14 protein-coding genes and 2 pseudogenes are annotated in these 17,596 nt (G+C 55.2%); 8 read left to right on the top strand and 8 right to left on the bottom strand.

Annotated features, from left to right (window positions below; translation table 11 throughout):
- The first annotated feature begins 185 nt into the window (after nucleotides 1-185).
- From ACPOL_RS31710 to ACPOL_RS31720, 3 genes are all read left to right on the top strand, one after another.
- Nucleotides 186-1,820: a glycoside hydrolase family 27 protein gene (locus tag ACPOL_RS31710; protein WP_114211365.1), complete on the top strand. Its 1,635-nt coding sequence runs from the start codon at nucleotides 186-188 to the stop codon at nucleotides 1,818-1,820.
- A 255-nt stretch (nucleotides 1,821-2,075) separates the two neighbouring features.
- Entirely contained in the window at nucleotides 2,076-2,777 is a 702-nt protein-coding gene (locus ACPOL_RS31715; protein ID WP_114211366.1) for an IS6 family transposase, read from the top strand.
- Nucleotides 2,778-2,815: 38 nt separating this feature from the next.
- The gene (locus ACPOL_RS31720; RefSeq protein ID WP_161557691.1) at nucleotides 2,816-3,289 is read left to right on the top strand and encodes a chitobiase/beta-hexosaminidase C-terminal domain-containing protein; all 474 of its coding nucleotides are present in this window, start codon (nucleotides 2,816-2,818) and stop codon (nucleotides 3,287-3,289) included.
- A gap of 68 nt (nucleotides 3,290-3,357) precedes the next feature.
- Here ACPOL_RS31720 and ACPOL_RS31725 read toward each other — a convergent pair whose 3' ends face one another.
- Both ACPOL_RS31725 and ACPOL_RS31730 read right to left on the bottom strand, forming a co-directional pair.
- Nucleotides 3,358-5,142 carry a CRTAC1 family protein gene (locus ACPOL_RS31725; RefSeq protein ID WP_236657644.1) on the bottom strand — a complete coding sequence of 595 codons (1,785 nt, stop codon included), beginning with the start codon at nucleotides 5,140-5,142 and terminating at the stop codon, nucleotides 3,358-3,360.
- A gap of 37 nt (nucleotides 5,143-5,179) precedes the next feature.
- Nucleotides 5,180-5,779 carry a tetratricopeptide repeat protein gene (locus tag ACPOL_RS31730; protein ID WP_114211369.1) on the bottom strand — a complete coding sequence of 200 codons (600 nt, stop codon included), beginning with the start codon at nucleotides 5,777-5,779 and terminating at the stop codon, nucleotides 5,180-5,182.
- On the opposite strand from ACPOL_RS31730, the pseudogene ACPOL_RS31735 reads away from it, so the two are divergent.
- Nucleotides 5,715-6,590 (top strand): annotated as a pseudogene (locus tag ACPOL_RS31735) (alpha/beta fold hydrolase); the annotation flags it as partial. The gene ACPOL_RS31730 and the pseudogene ACPOL_RS31735 overlap by 65 nt on opposite strands.
- A gap of 381 nt (nucleotides 6,591-6,971) precedes the next feature.
- Here ACPOL_RS31735 and ACPOL_RS31745 read toward each other — a convergent pair.
- Nucleotides 6,972-7,316: pseudogene (locus ACPOL_RS31745) on the bottom strand (DDE-type integrase/transposase/recombinase); the annotation flags it as partial.
- A complete protein-coding gene (locus ACPOL_RS31750; RefSeq protein ID WP_414633415.1) occupies nucleotides 7,292-7,741 on the bottom strand; it encodes a hypothetical protein in 450 nt (149 codons plus the stop codon). The pseudogene ACPOL_RS31745 and the gene ACPOL_RS31750, both read right to left, overlap by 25 nt.
- A 121-nt stretch (nucleotides 7,742-7,862) precedes the next feature.
- Between ACPOL_RS31750 and ACPOL_RS31760 the strand changes: the two genes are divergently transcribed.
- Together ACPOL_RS31760 and ACPOL_RS31770 are read left to right on the top strand one after the other, a co-directional pair.
- The gene (locus ACPOL_RS31760) at nucleotides 7,863-8,207 is read left to right on the top strand and encodes a hypothetical protein (protein ID WP_114211373.1); all 345 of its coding nucleotides are present in this window, start codon (nucleotides 7,863-7,865) and stop codon (nucleotides 8,205-8,207) included.
- A gap of 1,107 nt (nucleotides 8,208-9,314) precedes the next feature.
- Nucleotides 9,315-9,671 (top strand): Crp/Fnr family transcriptional regulator, encoded by a 357-nt coding sequence (locus tag ACPOL_RS31770; RefSeq protein WP_114211375.1) that lies wholly within the window; start codon nucleotides 9,315-9,317, stop codon nucleotides 9,669-9,671.
- Between the two features lie 359 nt (nucleotides 9,672-10,030).
- Here the strand turns inward: ACPOL_RS31770 and ACPOL_RS31775 are convergent, their stop codons facing one another.
- Nucleotides 10,031-11,023: a ferritin-like domain-containing protein gene (locus ACPOL_RS31775; RefSeq protein WP_114211376.1), complete on the bottom strand. Its 993-nt coding sequence runs from the start codon at nucleotides 11,021-11,023 to the stop codon at nucleotides 10,031-10,033.
- 12 nt (nucleotides 11,024-11,035) lie between these two features.
- Complete coding sequence (locus ACPOL_RS31780; protein ID WP_161557692.1) at nucleotides 11,036-11,959, bottom strand: ferritin-like domain-containing protein; 924 nt, start codon at nucleotides 11,957-11,959, stop codon at nucleotides 11,036-11,038.
- 1,635 nt (nucleotides 11,960-13,594) lie between these two features.
- Between ACPOL_RS31780 and ACPOL_RS31790 the strand changes: the two genes are divergently transcribed.
- Nucleotides 13,595-15,121, top strand: a complete 1,527-nt coding sequence (locus tag ACPOL_RS31790; RefSeq protein ID WP_114211379.1) for a replication initiator protein A — start codon at nucleotides 13,595-13,597, stop codon at nucleotides 15,119-15,121.
- Nucleotides 15,122-15,282: 161 nt separating this feature from the next.
- Here ACPOL_RS31790 and ACPOL_RS35650 read toward each other — a convergent pair whose 3' ends face one another.
- Nucleotides 15,283-15,414, bottom strand: coding sequence for a hypothetical protein (locus ACPOL_RS35650; RefSeq protein ID WP_275066532.1), 132 nt, complete (start codon nucleotides 15,412-15,414; stop codon nucleotides 15,283-15,285).
- A gap of 21 nt (nucleotides 15,415-15,435) precedes the next feature.
- Nucleotides 15,436-15,771 carry a single-stranded DNA-binding protein gene (locus tag ACPOL_RS31795; RefSeq protein ID WP_114211380.1) on the bottom strand — a complete coding sequence of 112 codons (336 nt, stop codon included), beginning with the start codon at nucleotides 15,769-15,771 and terminating at the stop codon, nucleotides 15,436-15,438.
- A 53-nt stretch (nucleotides 15,772-15,824) separates the two neighbouring features.
- On the opposite strand from ACPOL_RS31795, the gene ACPOL_RS31800 reads away from it, so the two are divergent.
- Entirely contained in the window at nucleotides 15,825-16,841 is a 1,017-nt protein-coding gene (locus tag ACPOL_RS31800; RefSeq protein ID WP_114207353.1) for an IS110 family RNA-guided transposase, read from the top strand.
- Nucleotides 16,842-17,596 lie beyond the last annotated feature (755 nt).

Consider the following 17,596-nt stretch of genomic DNA (forward strand, 5'->3'; position numbering starts at 1 on the left):
GGGTGCCGCGCAGTCGGACTTTGCGGGTATCGACAAGTATGGGATGAGCAATTAGGATGGTGCAATTCGGTCTGGTCGAATTCTTTTGGGTCGATGCGATCCGCTAACTGAGTGGGTTTGGTGAAGCAGACAATGTATCAAACCATCCAATCTAAAACTTAAAAGAATAAGTAGGAGTAACTGTTATGCACTCCCTAGCGAAAACGTTTACCAGGCGGCTGTCACTGGCATTTACCATCCTTCTGTCTGCACTCCAGCTCTCTGCGCAGTCAAACACCCCACCTTTAGCAAAAAGTGCTCTGCCACCTCTGGCATGGTCGTCCTGGAACAGCTTCTCCAATTTAATCGACTCGAATATCACCATGCAGCAGGCTCGCGCGCTCGCTTCTTCGGGCTTGCAGAAGGCTGGCTATCAGTACGTCAACATTGACGAAGGCTGGTGGCTGGGCGACCGCGACGCGGAGGGGCACTTCATCGTTGACCCCAAAAAATGGCCTGCGATTGCTCCGGGCGACAAGCCCGGCAATATGGCGAACATCGTCCGCTACATCCATTCGCTAGGTCTCAAAGCCGGCATGTATACCGACGCCGGCACAGAGGGTTGTTCCATATTTCCGGATATCGGTCCGGCCTACTTCCATGTGGGTAGCCAAGGCCATTATGAGCAGGATTTTCTGCAGTTTGCCCAATGGGGCTTCGATTACGTCAAGGTGGATTGGTGCGGCGGTGACAAGGCGAATCTCAGCGCCGATGTGCAGTACGGCGAAATCGCACGGGCGATTTCGCGCGCAGAACAGATCACCGGCAAACGCCTCTACTATTCCATCTGCAATTGGGGCAAGCAGGGCCCGTGGACATGGGGGCCCGGCGTTGGAGGTTCCCCGCAGGATATCTGGCGCGTAAGCGATGACATCGTCGCACCGGTTGTCGAAGCCGGGCCAAATCATGGCCGCAAAGTCGCCTTCGACAAGATGCTGCGCAATTTCGATCAGGGGGTTCATCCGGAGGCGCAACACACCGGCTATTACAACGATCCTGACATGATGGTGCTAGGCATGCCAGGGTTAAACGCCGAACAAAATCGTCTGCACATGGCTCTATGGGCAATCTCTGGCGCACCGCTCATCATCGGCGCCGATATCACCAAGCTCGATGCGGATACTCTGGCCATCCTCAGCAATCCGGACGCAATCGCCATCGATCAGGACCCACTCGGCCTGCAAGCAGTCAAGGTGAAAGAAATATCCTCCGGCCTTGAGGTCTGGTCGAAATTTCAGCAGACGCCGGGGTTACGAGCGGTCCTGCTCTTGAATCGGACTTATTTCCCGGCGCCGATGTCGGTCGATTGGGCCGACCTTGGCTTGGAAGCCGATTCCGCCTCAGTTCGCGACGTTTGGGCAGGGAAGGATATGGGCCAGCTGAAGGGGCCCTTTGCAGCGACGGTCCCAGCCCAGGCGGGATTGTTGCTGATCGTGCGCGGATCGGAAGGGGAGTTTGCGCACTACAAGCCTGACGCGGACATTAGTGCCGGTGAAAAAGCGATAACTGACCCGCAGACGGTATTCGCGGGCGTCTCGCAGGTATCATCGCCGTTCGCTCAGGTCAAGATCACCTTCACGAATTCTGCAAAGATCACAAAAGTTATTGATCTGTATGCCAACGCTGAAACAAGCACACGAGTGGCCTTTCCGCCTACAGGAGCGGCCGAGGCATCGGTGTGGATTCAGGCGAAACTCGATCGCGCGGGCAAAACCAATGAGCTTAATTTTTCTGCAGCGCCGGACTCCGAATTAAAAATACGAGCAATCGATGTTCATTAATCGAGAAATGTCGAGCACCCCCGGCAGGTGCGGGATTGTGATTACAAGAGATTCGAAGTACAAGGTGACCCATTCATGAAAGCAGTCCGTGCCAATGCATTCATTTGTTTTTTCGTACTCGCCTTCTTGGCAGCGACGATCTCCTCGTCGCAAGCCGCGGCACAGTCTACCCAGTGGACCCTGGAGTCTCCTGGCTCTGTTGCATTAACCGCCTGACAGGAGCTTTGAGCAGGAGCGTGGCGGTTAGGATGAGTCATGTTCAAGCGTCGCCGCTTTCCCGTTGAGATCATTCTGCTTTGTGTCCGCTGGTACTGCAAGTACGGCATCAGCTATCGGGATTTGGTGGAGATGATGGAGGAGCGTGGCGTGGAAGTGGACCCGTCAACGATCATGCGCTGGGTACATCGGTTTGCGCCTGAGTTGGAAAAGCGGGTGCGCTGGTATCAAGGCTATCGAGCGACGTCCTGGCGCGTGGACGAGACGTATGTGAAGGTGGGCGGCCGGTGGAAGTACCTGTTTCGGGCCGTTGATAAGCACGGCCGCTTGATCGACTTCATGTTGGCAGATCGCCGCAATACCCGGGCAGCCTATCCTTTCCTGGGAAAAGCGTTGACTACGATGCGCAACTGGCCGCCTTCTTCGATTACCACGGACCAGCTCGGCTCCTACCCGACGGCTATCGGCCGATTGCAACGAGAGGGCAAGCTGTCGGTCGACGTGAAACACCGGACCTGCAAATACCTGAACAACATCATCGAAGCCGATCATGGCGCGCTCAAGCGAGTCATTCGTCCTACACGAGGCTTCCAGACCATGAATACCGCCTCGGCTACGATCAAGGGCTTCGAGGTGATGCGGATGATCCGCCGCGGTCATTGCCTCACATGCAAGCCGCACGTCAAGGACGAGGTGCGTTTCGTCAACAAGCTGTTCGATGTCTACTCCAGCGCCGCTTGATCATCGCAACCCTATCCCAACTGCGCCAACCAAAGTTAATGCAACAGAGCCCGAAATTCGTCTACGCGGCTGGCATTTCGCCGACGCTGACTCAGAACGTTGTCAAGGTCGGGACTCCGACCTTCTCTCCATTAGGCGGGGTATACCCGGCGCCCATCGCGGTCACTCTCTCCTTACCTTCGGCAGGGGCGATGATTTACTACACCACCAACGGCGCAATTCCTACGACCCAATCTGCGCTGTACACGGCACCGATCGCTGTTTCCCAGGATGAGACAATTCAGGCCATCGCAGCATTGAGCGGAGGCGCAACAAGCGCGGTCGGCGTCTCAAACTACACGATCAACTCGGTCGCTGTTCCAACCACGACGTCAATCCAATCCTCGGTCAATCCTTCGCCTGGCGGGGAACCGATCACGTTTACCGCCACCGTCACCACGGCCTCCGGGCCGGCCTCCGGGACAGTCACTTTCAGTCATGGAGCCGTAGCAATGGGAACGATAACGCTGTAGGCGCATTCAGGCGACGTGATTTACAAGGAACCAGAGTATTAGCCATCTCTCCATGCCCACGCGTCGAGTTAAGCATTCTTCAGCTTGAGTGGACAAGGCTGGTAAGGCGTATCACTTACAACACGACCGCCATAAGCAATAGTGACGAAGCGATTCGCGGAGACGTCCTTTAGGGTGTCTTCCTTACCATCAGGCCAGCGGACCACTACCTTGTCAGCCGCACCTGCGTTTCCGAGGCCAAAGCGCAGGCGAAGATCGTTTTGCGAAAGATAGCTGCCGCCGCTGCGCACCTCATTCATCATGTGGAGTTTTCCGGCAGTGACAGTTACTCGCGCGCCAAAGCCAAATACATTCGGCGGCTGTCCTTGAAGTCGTATGGTCAAGGACGACGCTTTGTACGACATGGTGTTGCGTAATAGCGTTGGCGTCTCATTCATGTTGGAGATTAGGATATCGGTGCTGCCAGTGTTGAAGAGATCGCCAAAAGCGACTCCGCGCGAAGAGCGTTTCAGACCGATGCCCGCGCCGCTACGAACCGAGACATCCTCGAAAGTCCCGTCTCCGCGGTTTCTGTAGAGGATTTTGCGCTGTTTGTATGAAGTGTCTCCGAGTGCTTTGTCGACCTCGGGGTAAACGTGGCCGTTGGCCATAAAGATGTCTGGCCAGCCGTCGTCGTCGAAGTCCAGGAAACCACACCCCCAACCGACGAAACTGGTATTCACGCCGAGACCGCCGCGAAAGGTCACGTCGTCGAAGGTGCCATCGCCGCGATTGTGATAGAGCGTGCTGGTATCCTGCTCGAAATTAGTCTTGACCAGGTCGAAGAAGCCGTCGCCATCATAGTCGCCAGCATCGGTTCCCATGCCGCTCTGTTCGCGGCCGTCTTCGTTGTAAGCGACTCCTGCAAGCGCTCCCACCTCGCTGAAGGTGCCGTCATGGTTGTTGCGATAGAGCAGGCTGGCCGTCGAATCATTGGCGACGTAAATGTCCGGCCAGCCGTCGTTGTTGTAATCGACAACCAGAGGCGTAAAACCGTAGTGCTTGTCACTTAGAATGCCGGCCTTTTCAGTAACATCTTCAAATTTGCCGTTGCCGGTATTTCGATAGAGCGTGTTCTTTGCACCCCTGAGTCCACGCGGTCCGCACATCACGGGTACGCCGCGCCACTTGCAGGTCTCTCCGTGTCCGGCATCGTGGCTCGTGGCTTCGGCGAAATCGACGTAGCGGGTCACAAACAAGTCGAGGTGTCCGTCGCGATCGTAATCAAGAAAAGCCGCGCCGGTACTATAGCTGTTTTCAGCGGTAATCAGGCCACAGTCTCGAGTCACGTCGGTAAATGTTCCGTCACCGTTGTTACGGTACAGCGCATTCTGACCGTAGAAGGTAACGAAGAGATCGAGCCAGCCGTTGCCGTTGTAGTCGCCGACGCACACACCTTGTCCCCATCCATGACGTGCCAGTCCGGCTTTCGCGGTTACATCGGTGAACGTGCCGTCGCGGTTGTTTTTGTAAAGCTTATTAGTTGGCGTGGGTCCTGTTGAAGGAGACAGGGTCGAGCCATTCACCAGGAAGAGATCGAGCCATCCATCGTTGTCGTAGTCGAACATGGCGACTCCACCGCCGGTGGTCTCGAGGATATAGCGCTTTTCATGGATGCCGCCAATAGTTGTCCGCTCATTCAGCCCGGCTATAGAAGCAATGTCTATAAAATTGGCTACAGGTGCGCCGGTCTTGGGTTGCACCTGTGGCTGAGGATGCGCAGACGCAATTTGGGCCAGCAATTTCGGCGGCGCGGATCCGGCCATGCCCGCGCCACAAAGCAAGCCGAGCATTCCGCGCCGTGAAAGTCTCATTGGAAGAAGCCTCTCTGGCCCGTGACGACGCGATGTTTCATGGAGCTTCAGTTTCCTCGCTGGTGATCGGTGCGCCCTTCAACAACGTCGACGAAGGAACCGCCTTGTTCATTTTCTGAGTGGTCTTCTGCAAGGTGTGGTCGCGCTCGCGCTTCTGCTTCAACTCGGTAAGCCTGGCATTCCACTCCGTCGCCTGAGCGGTATCGCCCATCCTCATCGAAGCGCGGGCCAGCAGGTAGTATGGGCCGTCTAAGTCCGGGGTCTGAGCCACGGCGGTTTTTAGTTCTCGGATTGCGTCGCCGGCCTTGCCCGCATTAGCCAGCAACTTTCCCATCAGATAATGGTCCTCGCCGCCGGCCGCGGGTGACGAAACAGCCCTGATTGCGTAGACCGTAGCCTGCTCAGGATTGCTGGCGCGATCAAATGCTATCGCTGCGTCATGCGCGAAGACAAGGTTGTTGGGAAGCAAATCAGAAGCCTTCTGGTAGTAGCCTGCTGCCTTGGCATAGTCGCCTTGTGTGAAATAGCAGAATCCCAGCAGATTGTAGGCAAGCGGCGCCGACGGATCCTCGATCGAAGCCGGACTTCTCAACGTCGGATACGCTGAAGCCGGACCCGCCACTGGTACCGCTGTCATTCTCCTGCACGGGTGGCCCTATGACATTTACAGCTTTGTCGATGTCGCCCCTTTGCTTGCCTCGGCGGGATACAAGGTGATCGTCCCTTATCTACGGGGCTATGGCACGACACGCTTGCTCTCGAGCGAGACACTTCGCAATGGACAGCAGTCGGTGGTTGCTCTCGACATCATTGCACTAATGGATGCGCTCAAGATCCAGAGGGCAATCATCGCGGGCTTCGATTGGGGAGCGCGGACGGCGGACATCATGGCGGCACTATGGCCGGAACGCTGCAAGGCGCTCGTCTCCGTAAGTGGCTATCTGATCGGCAGCCAGGCAGCCGGCAAGATGCCGTTGCCGCCCCAGGCCGAGTTCCAATGGTGGTACCAGTATTACTTCGCTACAGAGCGCGGCCGGGACGGATACGACAAATACCGTCGAGACTTTGCGAAGCTCATCTGGCGTCTCGCCTCACCCAAATGGAACTTCGATGATGCCACGTTCGATCGCAGCGCGGCGTCTTTCGATAACCCCGACCACGTCGCCATTGTCATTCACAACTATCGATGGCGCCTAGGCCTAGCTGAGGGCGAGCCGAAATACGACGGTTTTGAAAAACAACTCGCCCAGGGCCCCGCCATTAAGATTCCCACGATTACCCTTGAAGGCGATGCCAATGGCGCACCGCACCCGAGTCCGGCTGCCTATGCCCACAAATTCGCCGGGAAATATCAACACCGGGACGTTACAGGCGGTGTGGGTCACAACCTTCCGCAGGAGTCCCCGAACGCTTTTGCTCAAGCTGTAATCGACGTTGATGCGATGTGACGGTGCACCGTGCAAGCGCAAGCCTGCTATGGACTTGCCTCCATGAACGTTGACGACCAAAAACTACTTAGCGAAGTGAGTAATGGCGAGCCACCCACACATGAAGATCAGATGGCGCAACTCAGGCAGGCCGTATCGCTTTCGTGCGCGTAGTGCGCGGCGCCTCGTAGGTCAAGCTCGAATGATTGGAAGTCGGATGCCACACCTTCGAGGCGCGACCGCTCTCGCGCATTCGTCGATCGGCTTCCAACCAGGAGGGTAGTTCTTCTTCAGGCTGAGTCCAGTGCGCGACCGAAGCTTCGTCACACCAGTTCAGAAGGGCTCTGTTGCAAGATTGAAGTTATGGGCGGAAAGAGTCTGAGACGTTTTCACATTCGTAGGTCAAGCAGTTTGAAGTAGAAGTCTTTCATCGATGAGCCCTACCGCCTCTGCAAGAGCACAAGGGCCAATGCCGAAAGCGCGTTCGACGATGCGCGCCTCACCCAAGATGTCACGCGTGAGATTGAAGACTGCCGCCTGACCCTTCCGTAAAGCACGCATCACCTCAAAACCTTTGATCGTCGCATAGGCAGTCTTCAGCGTCTTGAAGCCCCGCACTGGACGAATGAGTTGTTTCAGCTTGCCATGATCGGCCTCGATGACGTTGTTCAAATACTTGACCTGCCGATGCGTCGTTGTCTGGGGACATTTGCCTTCTGCCTTCAGTTCTGCAATCGCAATACCATAGGCCGCTCGGGCGGCATGAGTGCGGCGTCGCTGTTGCCGGTCGTCGCGGAAGGGGCGGGAGACAGAGCTGCCGGCTCGAACTGTTGGTTGCGCTGGCTGTTGTCGTCCTGCGATCCGCGCGCTTCGAGCCGCGCCCAGTGTTTCCCGTACTTTGCAAGAGATTCGAGTTGTTTATCGGCCTGCGGGGTGTAGGCGCTGTCGGCCGTCCGCTGGCCGTAATACTCCCATTGGTGATTGTGGTTGGCGTCGACAGGGCGGCTACGCGGAGCACCGTCAAGGATGGCCGCCAGGATGGCGCTCCGGTCGTGGTGGGTCGCCCTCATGCGGAGCGCGATCATACTTATCGAGAATGAAAATCTTGTTCTGGCCGTCGGGCAGCATCTTGATCGAGGTGACGCGGTAACGCTCGGCCTGCACGGCGTCATGGTATTTCTCGAATTGTTGGAGTTCGAGAGAGGCAGCGGTGCCTTGGAATTTCTGATTTGGGACTGCTTGGCTGGGCGTCTCAGCTGGCGCGGGCTGGGGGTGTCTTGGTGATTCCCGGACTTGGGTTTCCTGGTTCCTGACCGCTGGGCTATCGGAGATGTAGAGATTGACCTCGCGGCCTTTTCGGGAGAGCACGGCGATCTCCCGGTCGCCCGGCGCGGGGTCGTGAGTGAAGAGTACTCGCTCCGGAGCTCCGGCCTTAACGCTCTCGATTGCGTAGCCATGTTCGATGTGGCGGGCCTGGTCGGCGGTGAGCTTCGCGAGCGAACCTTTGTCGAGCCGTACTTCGAGATTGCTCGGGTCGATCGCCGTAACCGTCCCCAGTTCGCCTCTGCGGATGCCAACTCGGCGTCCGTGCGGGTGAACTGGACGCGGTCGCCTTTGGTGATTTCGCGCTGCTCTTGACGAAAGACGGTACTCTCGGCGGTCATCGTTCTCGAAAGATGCGGATCAGGATTTCGCGTGACTCGGGACAACCTTGCTGGCGTCAACCATACGACGCGCGACCGGTTCTGTTGGCGCTTTTACTCGTCTCAGCTTTTGTTCCACTTTTTACACGCTGGCGAGGATCTCGACCAGAGATACGGAGCATAGCGCAGACCACTATGGTTGGTTGTTTTTCGCCATGACAAGAACTGCAAGCGTTGTACATAGTACTTTTCAAGTAGAGCGGCACGAGGATCGTCAGAACTCGGCGCTAGCGGCGCATACAAGTACTTCAGAAAGCGAAGGATGGAGAGGATAAAGACAATTTGAGCGGCAGCGGCTTTATGTTCCACTACCTCTCTATCCTTAACACTACCTCTCTATCCTTAAAGACGAAGGCTCAAAGAGCCCTACCTCGCCGCGGCAAGAAGCCGCGAAAAGTAGCCATTAAGACATAATCAGACTTGAGCAGACATAATCAGACTTTGGCATACTTAAACACAGAAAAACATACTTTTCTCGTTTGCCACCGTAGCCGGAGTTGTGGAATACTCGCGATGTGAATAGTACCCTTCACACTGGACATCCGAAGCCCCCCGAAGTAGTCGCTCTAATAGAACTTTTTGAGCGGCGCTGCGGAGCACAGTGGACCAGCGCTCGTCCCCTCAAGGGGTTGGCACCTCAGTTGTCGGCTGTGCGCGCACTAGGCCTGACGTGGAAGGAAATCTGGATGGAACTGGTCAACTGCGGGTATCGCGGCCGATATCCCCAATTCACGAGAATGACTCACTTGCTATTCGCGCGCAGCTCGGAAAAAGTAGAAGCGAGAACCTCACTCCCCCTCCCTGTCTCTCTTGCGGCTGATTCTCAAGCAGCACCAATTGTTTCGCGAATCGAAGGGCACGTTGTGCAAGAAAGTATGGACTGGCGAGCCCAGCGGGAAAGCATTCGGGCCAAGGCTCGGGGGGATGCGGAGTTGTATCGTCAAGCGGAGGAAGAGCGAAAAAAGAAGGTTTTCACTCTCCCGGAATTTATAGGCCGCCAGGAGTCGTAATCGGGGGGTGGCGAGGCTCCACGTTTCAGGAGATGGCGCTCCGCTATGTCCAGGCGCAGCTTGTCCAGGTCATTCAGTCTGCCGGCTGCAATGCAACCCACAATCTTGAGCAAAGGCTCGCCCGATGGCTACTGATTTGTGCGGATCGAGCCCATAGCGACACCTTCGAGATGTCGCATGAATATCTGGCCCAGATGTTGGGAGCGAGCAGGCCAACTGTCTCTATAACGGCCTTCATTCTGAAAGGACGGCAGCTTATCGAGTACAACCATGGACTCATCCACATCCTCGACGTTGCCGGGCTTGAAAAGGTGGCTTGTGAGTGCTATCAGGTCATCAAGGAACACCTCAATAACTATGCCGAGTTTGAGAGCTCCATCACCGCGTAGGGATCTACGCCAAATGAGACATTTACTGTGTTGGGGACGAGTGGATAAGGCCTATGGAGAAGCCGCGATCTGCACGTTGTGTAGGTCACAGATTGCCGGATTGGAGGTGCCCTTTTAAAAGAGATCGTCCGCCGTCAAGATCCTCTTTGCCCGTGAAGTCGAATATCAATGAGTCAGCGGACGTCATTCCTTAGTACCTCTTCTGTTGTCATCGTTGCTGCCCATTCCTTCTTCTGGAATCGAGTTGCGGCTCCCAGAGCTACTAAGACAGCATATTGCAGTCGCGACGATTGTATTCCACGTCGTTTTGCTTACAATCGCCTGCACTCGGAGAGAGCGGATAAACACCTTTAGTTGCCTCAGCTGAAGAGTCCATTCAGACCAGCGGGAAAGAAAACTCCTGTGTACTTCGTGCCGGTGGGTAAAACAGTAGCGTTACCGGTCACGATTTGCAGCACTTGCGTTGTCGTTCGGCTGTAGGTCCTAGAGTAGTTTGGCGAGGCGGTCTGCGCATCGACAATCGTTGCCGCTCCAAGAGTAGAACCGGTGGCCTCAACAGACACAGACTGGAAACCCACTCCGATGTCGTCGACGGTAGGGCTGCCATCAAGCGCCATCCGAGTCGCTGAAATCTTCTGCGTGTAGCCCTGAAGACCTACTGTTCCCGTTGGATCCGCACCGAAAATTGAGGTGCGAACGAGTCCTGCATGGTAGGCCTCAACTGCCAGGATGCCCGCGGCCGCAGCCAGATTGGCCGGCGTGGTAATCAGGGGCGCGGCGCCGCTGTATGCGGTCACGCCGACGTCCTCGAAAATATAGGCTCCTATCAGGAAGTTGAGGTCATTGGCGAAAGGGTCGAAAGTGGTAGCAATACCTGCCGCACCTGCCAAGGTGTTGAAGCTATTAAAAAGATCGAGATTAGGTTGAGCTACAGCGGAGGAACCCAACGCGCCGCGGAGAAAGCTGACGTGGTTGCGCTCCTCCTTGGCGGTTTCTGTGGCATAGGCTTGGATGGCTGGTATCGTCCAGGACACCAGGCAACCGGCAGGACCGCCCGGCTTGGTGACGACTGTACCACCACCTGTGGCCGAGGTACCCGTGCCAATTCCAAGGCCGAGTTGATTGATGGTCATACCTGCTGTTGCCAGAGTATAAAACTGCGACTCGAGATATTCCAGGTTGAGGGCGAAGTTGAGGATGTCTGAGTCGGTGTAAGTCGCTGAGGTCTGTGCTTCCGCCAGTTTGACACCCGCAAAGGCTAGGCCGGCGAGAGCCGCACCGCCAAGGGCAAGCATCTTTCGGCGACTGTTAACGATCACTTCATCAAGTTGCTGCGTTTCTGAGGTTGCCATTGATCTCCATCCTTAGCTATTGGTGACGCTGATGTTCCCGTTCATTCCGTCCGGGTAGAAGCCGCCGCCCTTGACACCAGCGCCGGAAGCGGTTGCATAGACAATATGGAGAACTTGATCTGTGGTGCGGCTGAACGCAATCGAGTTCATCGTGTCGGCAGCAACGATGCTGCTCGCCGGCGTGTAAGCAGTTGCCACAAACGGAATGGCATAGGGAGGAAGCGCGGTCAAAGGAGTTTCGTTCCCCCCACCGAGACTGGCGCGGAGCGTGCTGATCTGGTTGGCATAGTTTACGTAAGCATTGTTCGGCGTAAGCATCGATGCCGTGGACGTCCCAGTCGCAATCGAATCTGCGATGAGCAGGACGCGTATTTCAGCGGCGTGATACGCTTCGACTGCCATGATCGAAGCAGCAGCAGCCAGGTATGTTTTTCCTGTCGTCGTATTGCTAAGCAGACCCGCTGCGCCGTGGTATGCCGTCACGCCAACATCCTCAAACACGAACGCACCCACCAGAAGCGTTTCGTAGCTCGCGAACGGATTGAAGCTTGCCCCGATGCCTGCCGCCATCGCTGCCGCGTTGAAGCTATTCATCAAATCGAGATTCGGCCGCTCTACCGCATCCGCGCCAAGTGCAGATCGCAGGAAACGTACATGGTCTAACTCGTTCTGTGCGATCTCATACAAATAGTTTTGCTGAACAGTGGTTAGATTCGGAACCATAGTGGTCGCTGGAACCACGACTGTACTCGTTGCGTTCCCAGTATCGGCTGCGGAGAGCCCACTCCCAGTCGCTGCCCGGAGATAAAATTCAGCTTCCAGGTATTCGAGGTTGGTTTGATTGATTACGCACTTGGTAGATGCGCCGCAACTGTATCGCACCTGATCTGAAGACGTTTTCGTGCCGAGCAGTTGCACGACACTATATCCTGCCACCCAACCTCGCACTTCGCTGAGCTGGGGAATACGCGCGGAGTGCATAGAGAGGTACGCTGGCACAGATTGCAAGCAGTATGGTCGTTTTCTCTTCCAAGTGCCGCGTTTTATGTAACGTTCGATGTGTGCACTGCCAGCCAACCTCGCAGTTCGCTGCGCTGGGTATACGCGCGGAGTAAATAGAGAGGTACGCTGGCACAGATTGCAAGCAGTATGGTCGTTTTCTCTTCCAAGTGCCGCGTTTATGTAACGTTCGATGTGTGCCCTGCCAGCCAACCTCGCAGTTCACTGAGCTTTGGGAATGCGCGCGGAGTAACTAGAGAGGTATGCTGGCACAGTATTGCAAGCAGTAGGTTCGTTTTCTCTTCCAAGTGCCGCGTTTTGGCCGCTAGCTGTAACCTTCACCGAGACCCGGTGGGTTCGCCCCTAGTGGCAATTCTGCATTCGGCCGAAAGCTACTTCCTGCCGCCGCATGCGCACACACCGTTACGCTTGAAATAGATCTATTTGGCGACTTTCTATGCTCCACTCGTCGAAAGTAGGAAGTGACAAGCCTTCCTTAATCTCCCTAATCAAGAGTTGCTGAGCCATTTTCAGAGGTACGCTGGCACAGATTGCAAGCAGTATGGTCGTTTTCTCTTCCAAGTGCCGCGTTTTATGTAACGTTCGATGTGTGCCCTGCCAGCCAACCTCTCTGTTGCTGAGATTTTGCGATGTGCGCGGAGTACATAGAGAGGTACGCTGGCACAGTTTCCAAGCAGTGCCGCCGTTTCCCTCTTTCAAGTCCCGCATTTTGTGTAACTTCGATGTGCGCACTGCCAGCGAACCTCTCTGTTCGCTGAGCTTTTGCAACGCGCGCGGAGTACATAGAGAGGTACGCTGGCACAATTTCCAAGCAGTACCGCATTTTGTATGACTTTCAATGTGCACACTGCCAGCCAACCTCTCTGTTCGCTAAGCTTTTGGGATGTGAGCGGAGTACATAGAGAGGTACGCTGGCACGGTTTTCCAAGCAATGCCGACGTTTCCACTCCAAGTGCCGCTTTGTATGACTTTCGATTAGGGCGCTACCAGCCAACCTCTCTGTTCGCTGAGCTTTGGTATGGGCGGGGAACGCATAGAGAGGTGCGCTGGCACAATCCAAGCAGTTCCGTCATTTCGCCTATTCGAAGGGCCGCTTTTTGCACAACTTTTCGATGTGCGCTGCCAACCAACCTCACTATTTCAACGAAGAATCTCCTACACTTCAGGAACGAAGCCTGAAATAGAGAGGTTGGCTGGCACAAGTGAGCCTCTCCAAGCCTTAAGTGCAGCGCATGAGTCCCTGATTCATTCCGGAAGAGGATAGAGCGGCTGGCTGGCAATCTGAATAGGGCCGTCGGTGATTTTAGAGACGTTGGCTGGCAGGTTTAGAGAGGTCCGCAGTCACAAATGGTGAGGCTGGCTGGCATGGAATGCGAGTGGTGTGCTGGCACGGAACGAGAGGTGCGCTGGCAAAAATAGAGAGGTGCGCTGGCAAAGAACGATCGCAAAGTACTTTTATAATCAATGATTTACACGCGGCTATAGTTCTTAGGTGTCTTTACAGTTGTTGTATTTTCTATAGCATTCAACAAACAGCACGACCTCAACCACATGCCCAAAAATTCGCCACTCCAAAAAAAAGATCAGCGTTTGGCGCTAATGCCGATTGCTGTTGATGTTGATCTTGTTCGATTCGAGAAAAACTTGCTTCAAATAGGTTTCTTTGGAGCAAATGACGGAAGGGATAAGCATCGCACGACGCGACGAGTGGAGCAAGTCGTTATCCGCAATGGGCATAAGGTCAAGGTAGCCGCTGAGTTTCGCGCTTCCGAACAGCTTGGCTTGCCCTCAACGACCGATCGAGATAAATTCATTGCCTTGCTCAAGATCGTCAGCGAAGAGCGCACAAGACAAGGGCAGATATCGAACCCCATCACGTTTAGTGGCTACCGGATGATCCAGGAGCTGGGTCTGGCGCGTAATGGTGAGATTTATGAGGAGATTCTTCGCTGGGGAAAGCGGATGACCGATACGACAATCACCTCGGAGCAAGTAGTGTATCGAGCTGATAAGAAGCATTACTCGGATGAGGTACTCCATGTATTTCGATCGTTCAGGAGGACTGGAAGCAGCAAACTGGATGGAGCCGAAAAACAGGAGAATTACGAGGTCGTCCTCGAGGACTGGCTACTCGAAAATCTCAGGCAGCGATATGTAATTCCCGAGGATTTTAATGCCTACAAACAGCTCACTCGTCCAACAGCGAAGGGCATTTTCGGCAACTTGCATCTATGGTTTCACGCGAGCCAGGGAAAACCCATTGAAAAGGATTACACCGAGCTATGTAATCTCTTGAACATTCAGGCGTACCCCCATTTGTCAAAGATCAAGTCAACGATGGGACATTCGTTGAACGAGTTGGTGGGCATCAAATACCTCTCAAAATGGGACGTTCAGCCTATGTCAAGCAAGGCTGGGTACAAGGTGGTAATGTCTCCTGGAGTTGAACTGCTTCGGATCATCCAAGATTCCCGTTCCGAACCACGGGAGTCGGTGGTTGTGGAAGCGCATCCCAGCTTAAGTGAAGGTTCCGAGAACGCTGTAAAGCTTCTTATGAAGCACGGAATCGCCGCCGGAAAGGCAAGAGAGCTCGCCCAACGTTTCGACGCAGACACGATCACGGATACCGTCGAGTATTTCGAGTGTGAACAAAGTGCCGGCAAGCGGAGCCGCGTTCAGAATCCATGTGGCTTAATCATATGGGCCTTGGAACATCAGGCGCCCGTACCAGCTGGTTTCATCAGTAGCCGACGTAGAGAAGAAATGCATCAAGCCGAAGAACGAGAGCGCGCAAGGCAAAGTGCCCTGATCTCGCTTCGGGTCACCTACGAGAACTGGGTCGAGAAGAAGTGCGCTCAGGCGCTTGATGTTCAATATCCAGGTTCACAGTTGCAAGAAAAGCTCGAAGAACTGGTGAAAAGCAAGCAGAACGATATGTATTTCGTCAGAGTTACCGCAGAACAGCGATTGAAAATGGCTCAGCAACTCTTGATTAGGGAGATTAAGGAAGGCTTGTCACTTCCTACTTTCGACGAGTGGAGCATAGAAAGTCGCCAAATAGATCTATTTCAAGCGTAACGGTGTGTGCGCATGCGGCGGCAGGGAAGTAGCTTTCGGCCGAATGCAGAATTGCCACTAGGGGGGCGAACCCACCGGGTCTCGGTGAAGGTTACAGCTAGCGGCCTGGACATCGAATTGTGCGGGGGCAAAGAGGTTCTTTTCCTTTCGTGGCTGGAACTTTACGAGAGCGCCATTGCATGTGAGAGGAAGCAGGCGCGGAAAGAGTAGCGAATGTTGAAGTCGTGCGAGCGGAAGTACGGGAGCAAGCCGCCCTGGGCAAACAAGGTCAAAGAATGGCTCTTGGGAGCCATTCTTCCTCTCGGGGACGCCCCTTAGAAGGGGGCGTCCTCGGCATCAGGGGCTGCATCATCAGGCTCGTCAATGACTGCGGGCTGGTTGTAGTCGATCTTGCGGAGGGAGTTGGCTCGGATGCTTAGGGCGAAGTGATCGACCTCATCGACCTTGTAGCGGCGCGGGATCAGTTTGCCTTCGACGATCACCGGGTCGCCCTTTTTCAGGGTGGCGGCGAACTTGGTCATCGGCCCCCAGACCTCGATGTTGAACCAATCTGTCCTCTGGTGGGTCGAGCCGTTCTTCTCCCACTTCTCGTGAACGGCGATGGAGAAATTGACGACCTGCTGGTTGTTGACGGAGGGGCCCGAGCTTATGTAATGGTCCGCCGCTCGCTACACTCTGAAGTTGCGTTCAGGAGGAGACCGTTATGGCTATTCGTACCGTTGGAATCGATGTTGCAAAATCCGTCTTTCACCTCGTCGCTCTTAATGAGAAGGGCTCCGTGGTAGTGAAGAAGAAGTTCTCGCGACCTCAGTTGCTGGTGTACACGGCGAACCTGAGGGCGGAGGTGATTGGGATGGAGGCTTGCTCCGGATCACACTATCTGGCTCGCATTCTTGCCAGCCAAGGCCACGATGTCAGGCTCATGCCGGCGGAGTACGTGCGCCCGTATGTGAAGTCGAACAAGAACGACTTCATCGATGCAGAGGCGATTGCTGAGGCGGTGTTGCGGCCTACCATGCGCTTCGTTCCAATGAAGACGGAAGAGCAGCTCGATCTGCAGGCGCTTCACCGCGTGCGCGAGCGTTGGATTCAACGCAGGGTGGCGCTCACCAATCAGATCCGTGGATTTCTGCTTGAACGCGGTCTTCCGATACGGGTTGGATCCGAACATCTTCGAAAGAATTTGCCGGCGGTCTTGGAGGATGCGGAGAATGGACTGAGCGACCGTTCACGCACGATTCTGTCAGCACTCCGAGAAGAGTGGGAAGAGCTAGAGGCAAAGATTGGCAATGTGACGGAGGAGATCGGCCGTATCTCCCGATCGAACGAATCGTGCAAACGTTTGACGGGTATTCCCGGGATCGGCCCGATCATCTCCACCGCTCTTGTCGCAGCAGTGGGCAATGCAGCAGCTTTCCGGACAGGCCGTGATATGGCCTCTTGGCTGGGGCTTGTTCCGCGGCAGCACTCCTCAGGTGGTAAGGCGAAGTTGCTGGGTATAAGCAAGCGGGGAAATCAGTACTTGCGGAAAATGCTGGTTGAGGGCGCTCGAGCCGCATTCGCACGACTAAACCGATCTCAGCATAGCTTCGGTCCCTGGATGGACGAGCTTGCAGTAAGGAAGCATTCCAATGTGGCTGTTGTGGCACTGGCCAACAAGCTGGCTCGTATCGCATGGGCCATTCTGACAACCGGTCAGCAGTACCGTCCCGCTGCGTAGAAGTGGTGGAAATGATGCAAATCGCTAGCGCGATTCACACATTCCCACCACACGGCTGCTACTGTATTTAATTTTCCCCTCGGTATTGCGCGCAGAAGAACTGATGAGAGAACAGGTCAAACCGGCCCGCTCGTAACCTGTCCCAAGGCAAGGCATTTTAATGCCGGCGAGCTTGTAAGGTAGAGAGGGGCGCGGAGTACATCATGGCCAGAAGCGAAAGCTTCACCTATAGGCCGAATACATTGCCGCAGGCCACTTCATCTCATCTGGGCTTTATGCTTGCAATTAGGCGGCGGACCATACATTGCCTCGGGAGAGGAGGCCGTCGAGCGAGCTCGAAGAACGAGCGTAAAGTTTTTCGCCGTGGCGCAGCGGCGTGAGCTGTTCTTACACCCCATGATGGCCAAGTGGGACGGGACGGAAAAGGTGGTCATGCTCCCAGTTGAAAGTGCCTATCTCGATACAGCAGCCTCGGACAGCATAGAAATCTGCGTCAACATAGGTTGCCGAGCTTTGGGGAATGGCTGTTGAAGTGGGTTAAAGGCCGCACCGTTCGCTGTAGGTTCTACCGAGGTCGATGCGCCGAATGGCCCTCGGCCCCGTTTGAAGAAGGGCGATGGGATGGCATGCTTCGCCGACAGCAGCGCCCCCTTAAAGGTGCGTGCTCGGGTCTCTCAAGCGGGTACTGAACACCCAAGGACATTGTTCTGAAATAGATTCGTCACGATCCTCTTTGCCACTTTGCCTGTGCTGCT

This window comes from Acidisarcina polymorpha, assembly GCF_003330725.1.
Classification (GTDB): Bacteria; Acidobacteriota; Terriglobia; order Terriglobales; family Acidobacteriaceae; genus Acidisarcina; species Acidisarcina polymorpha.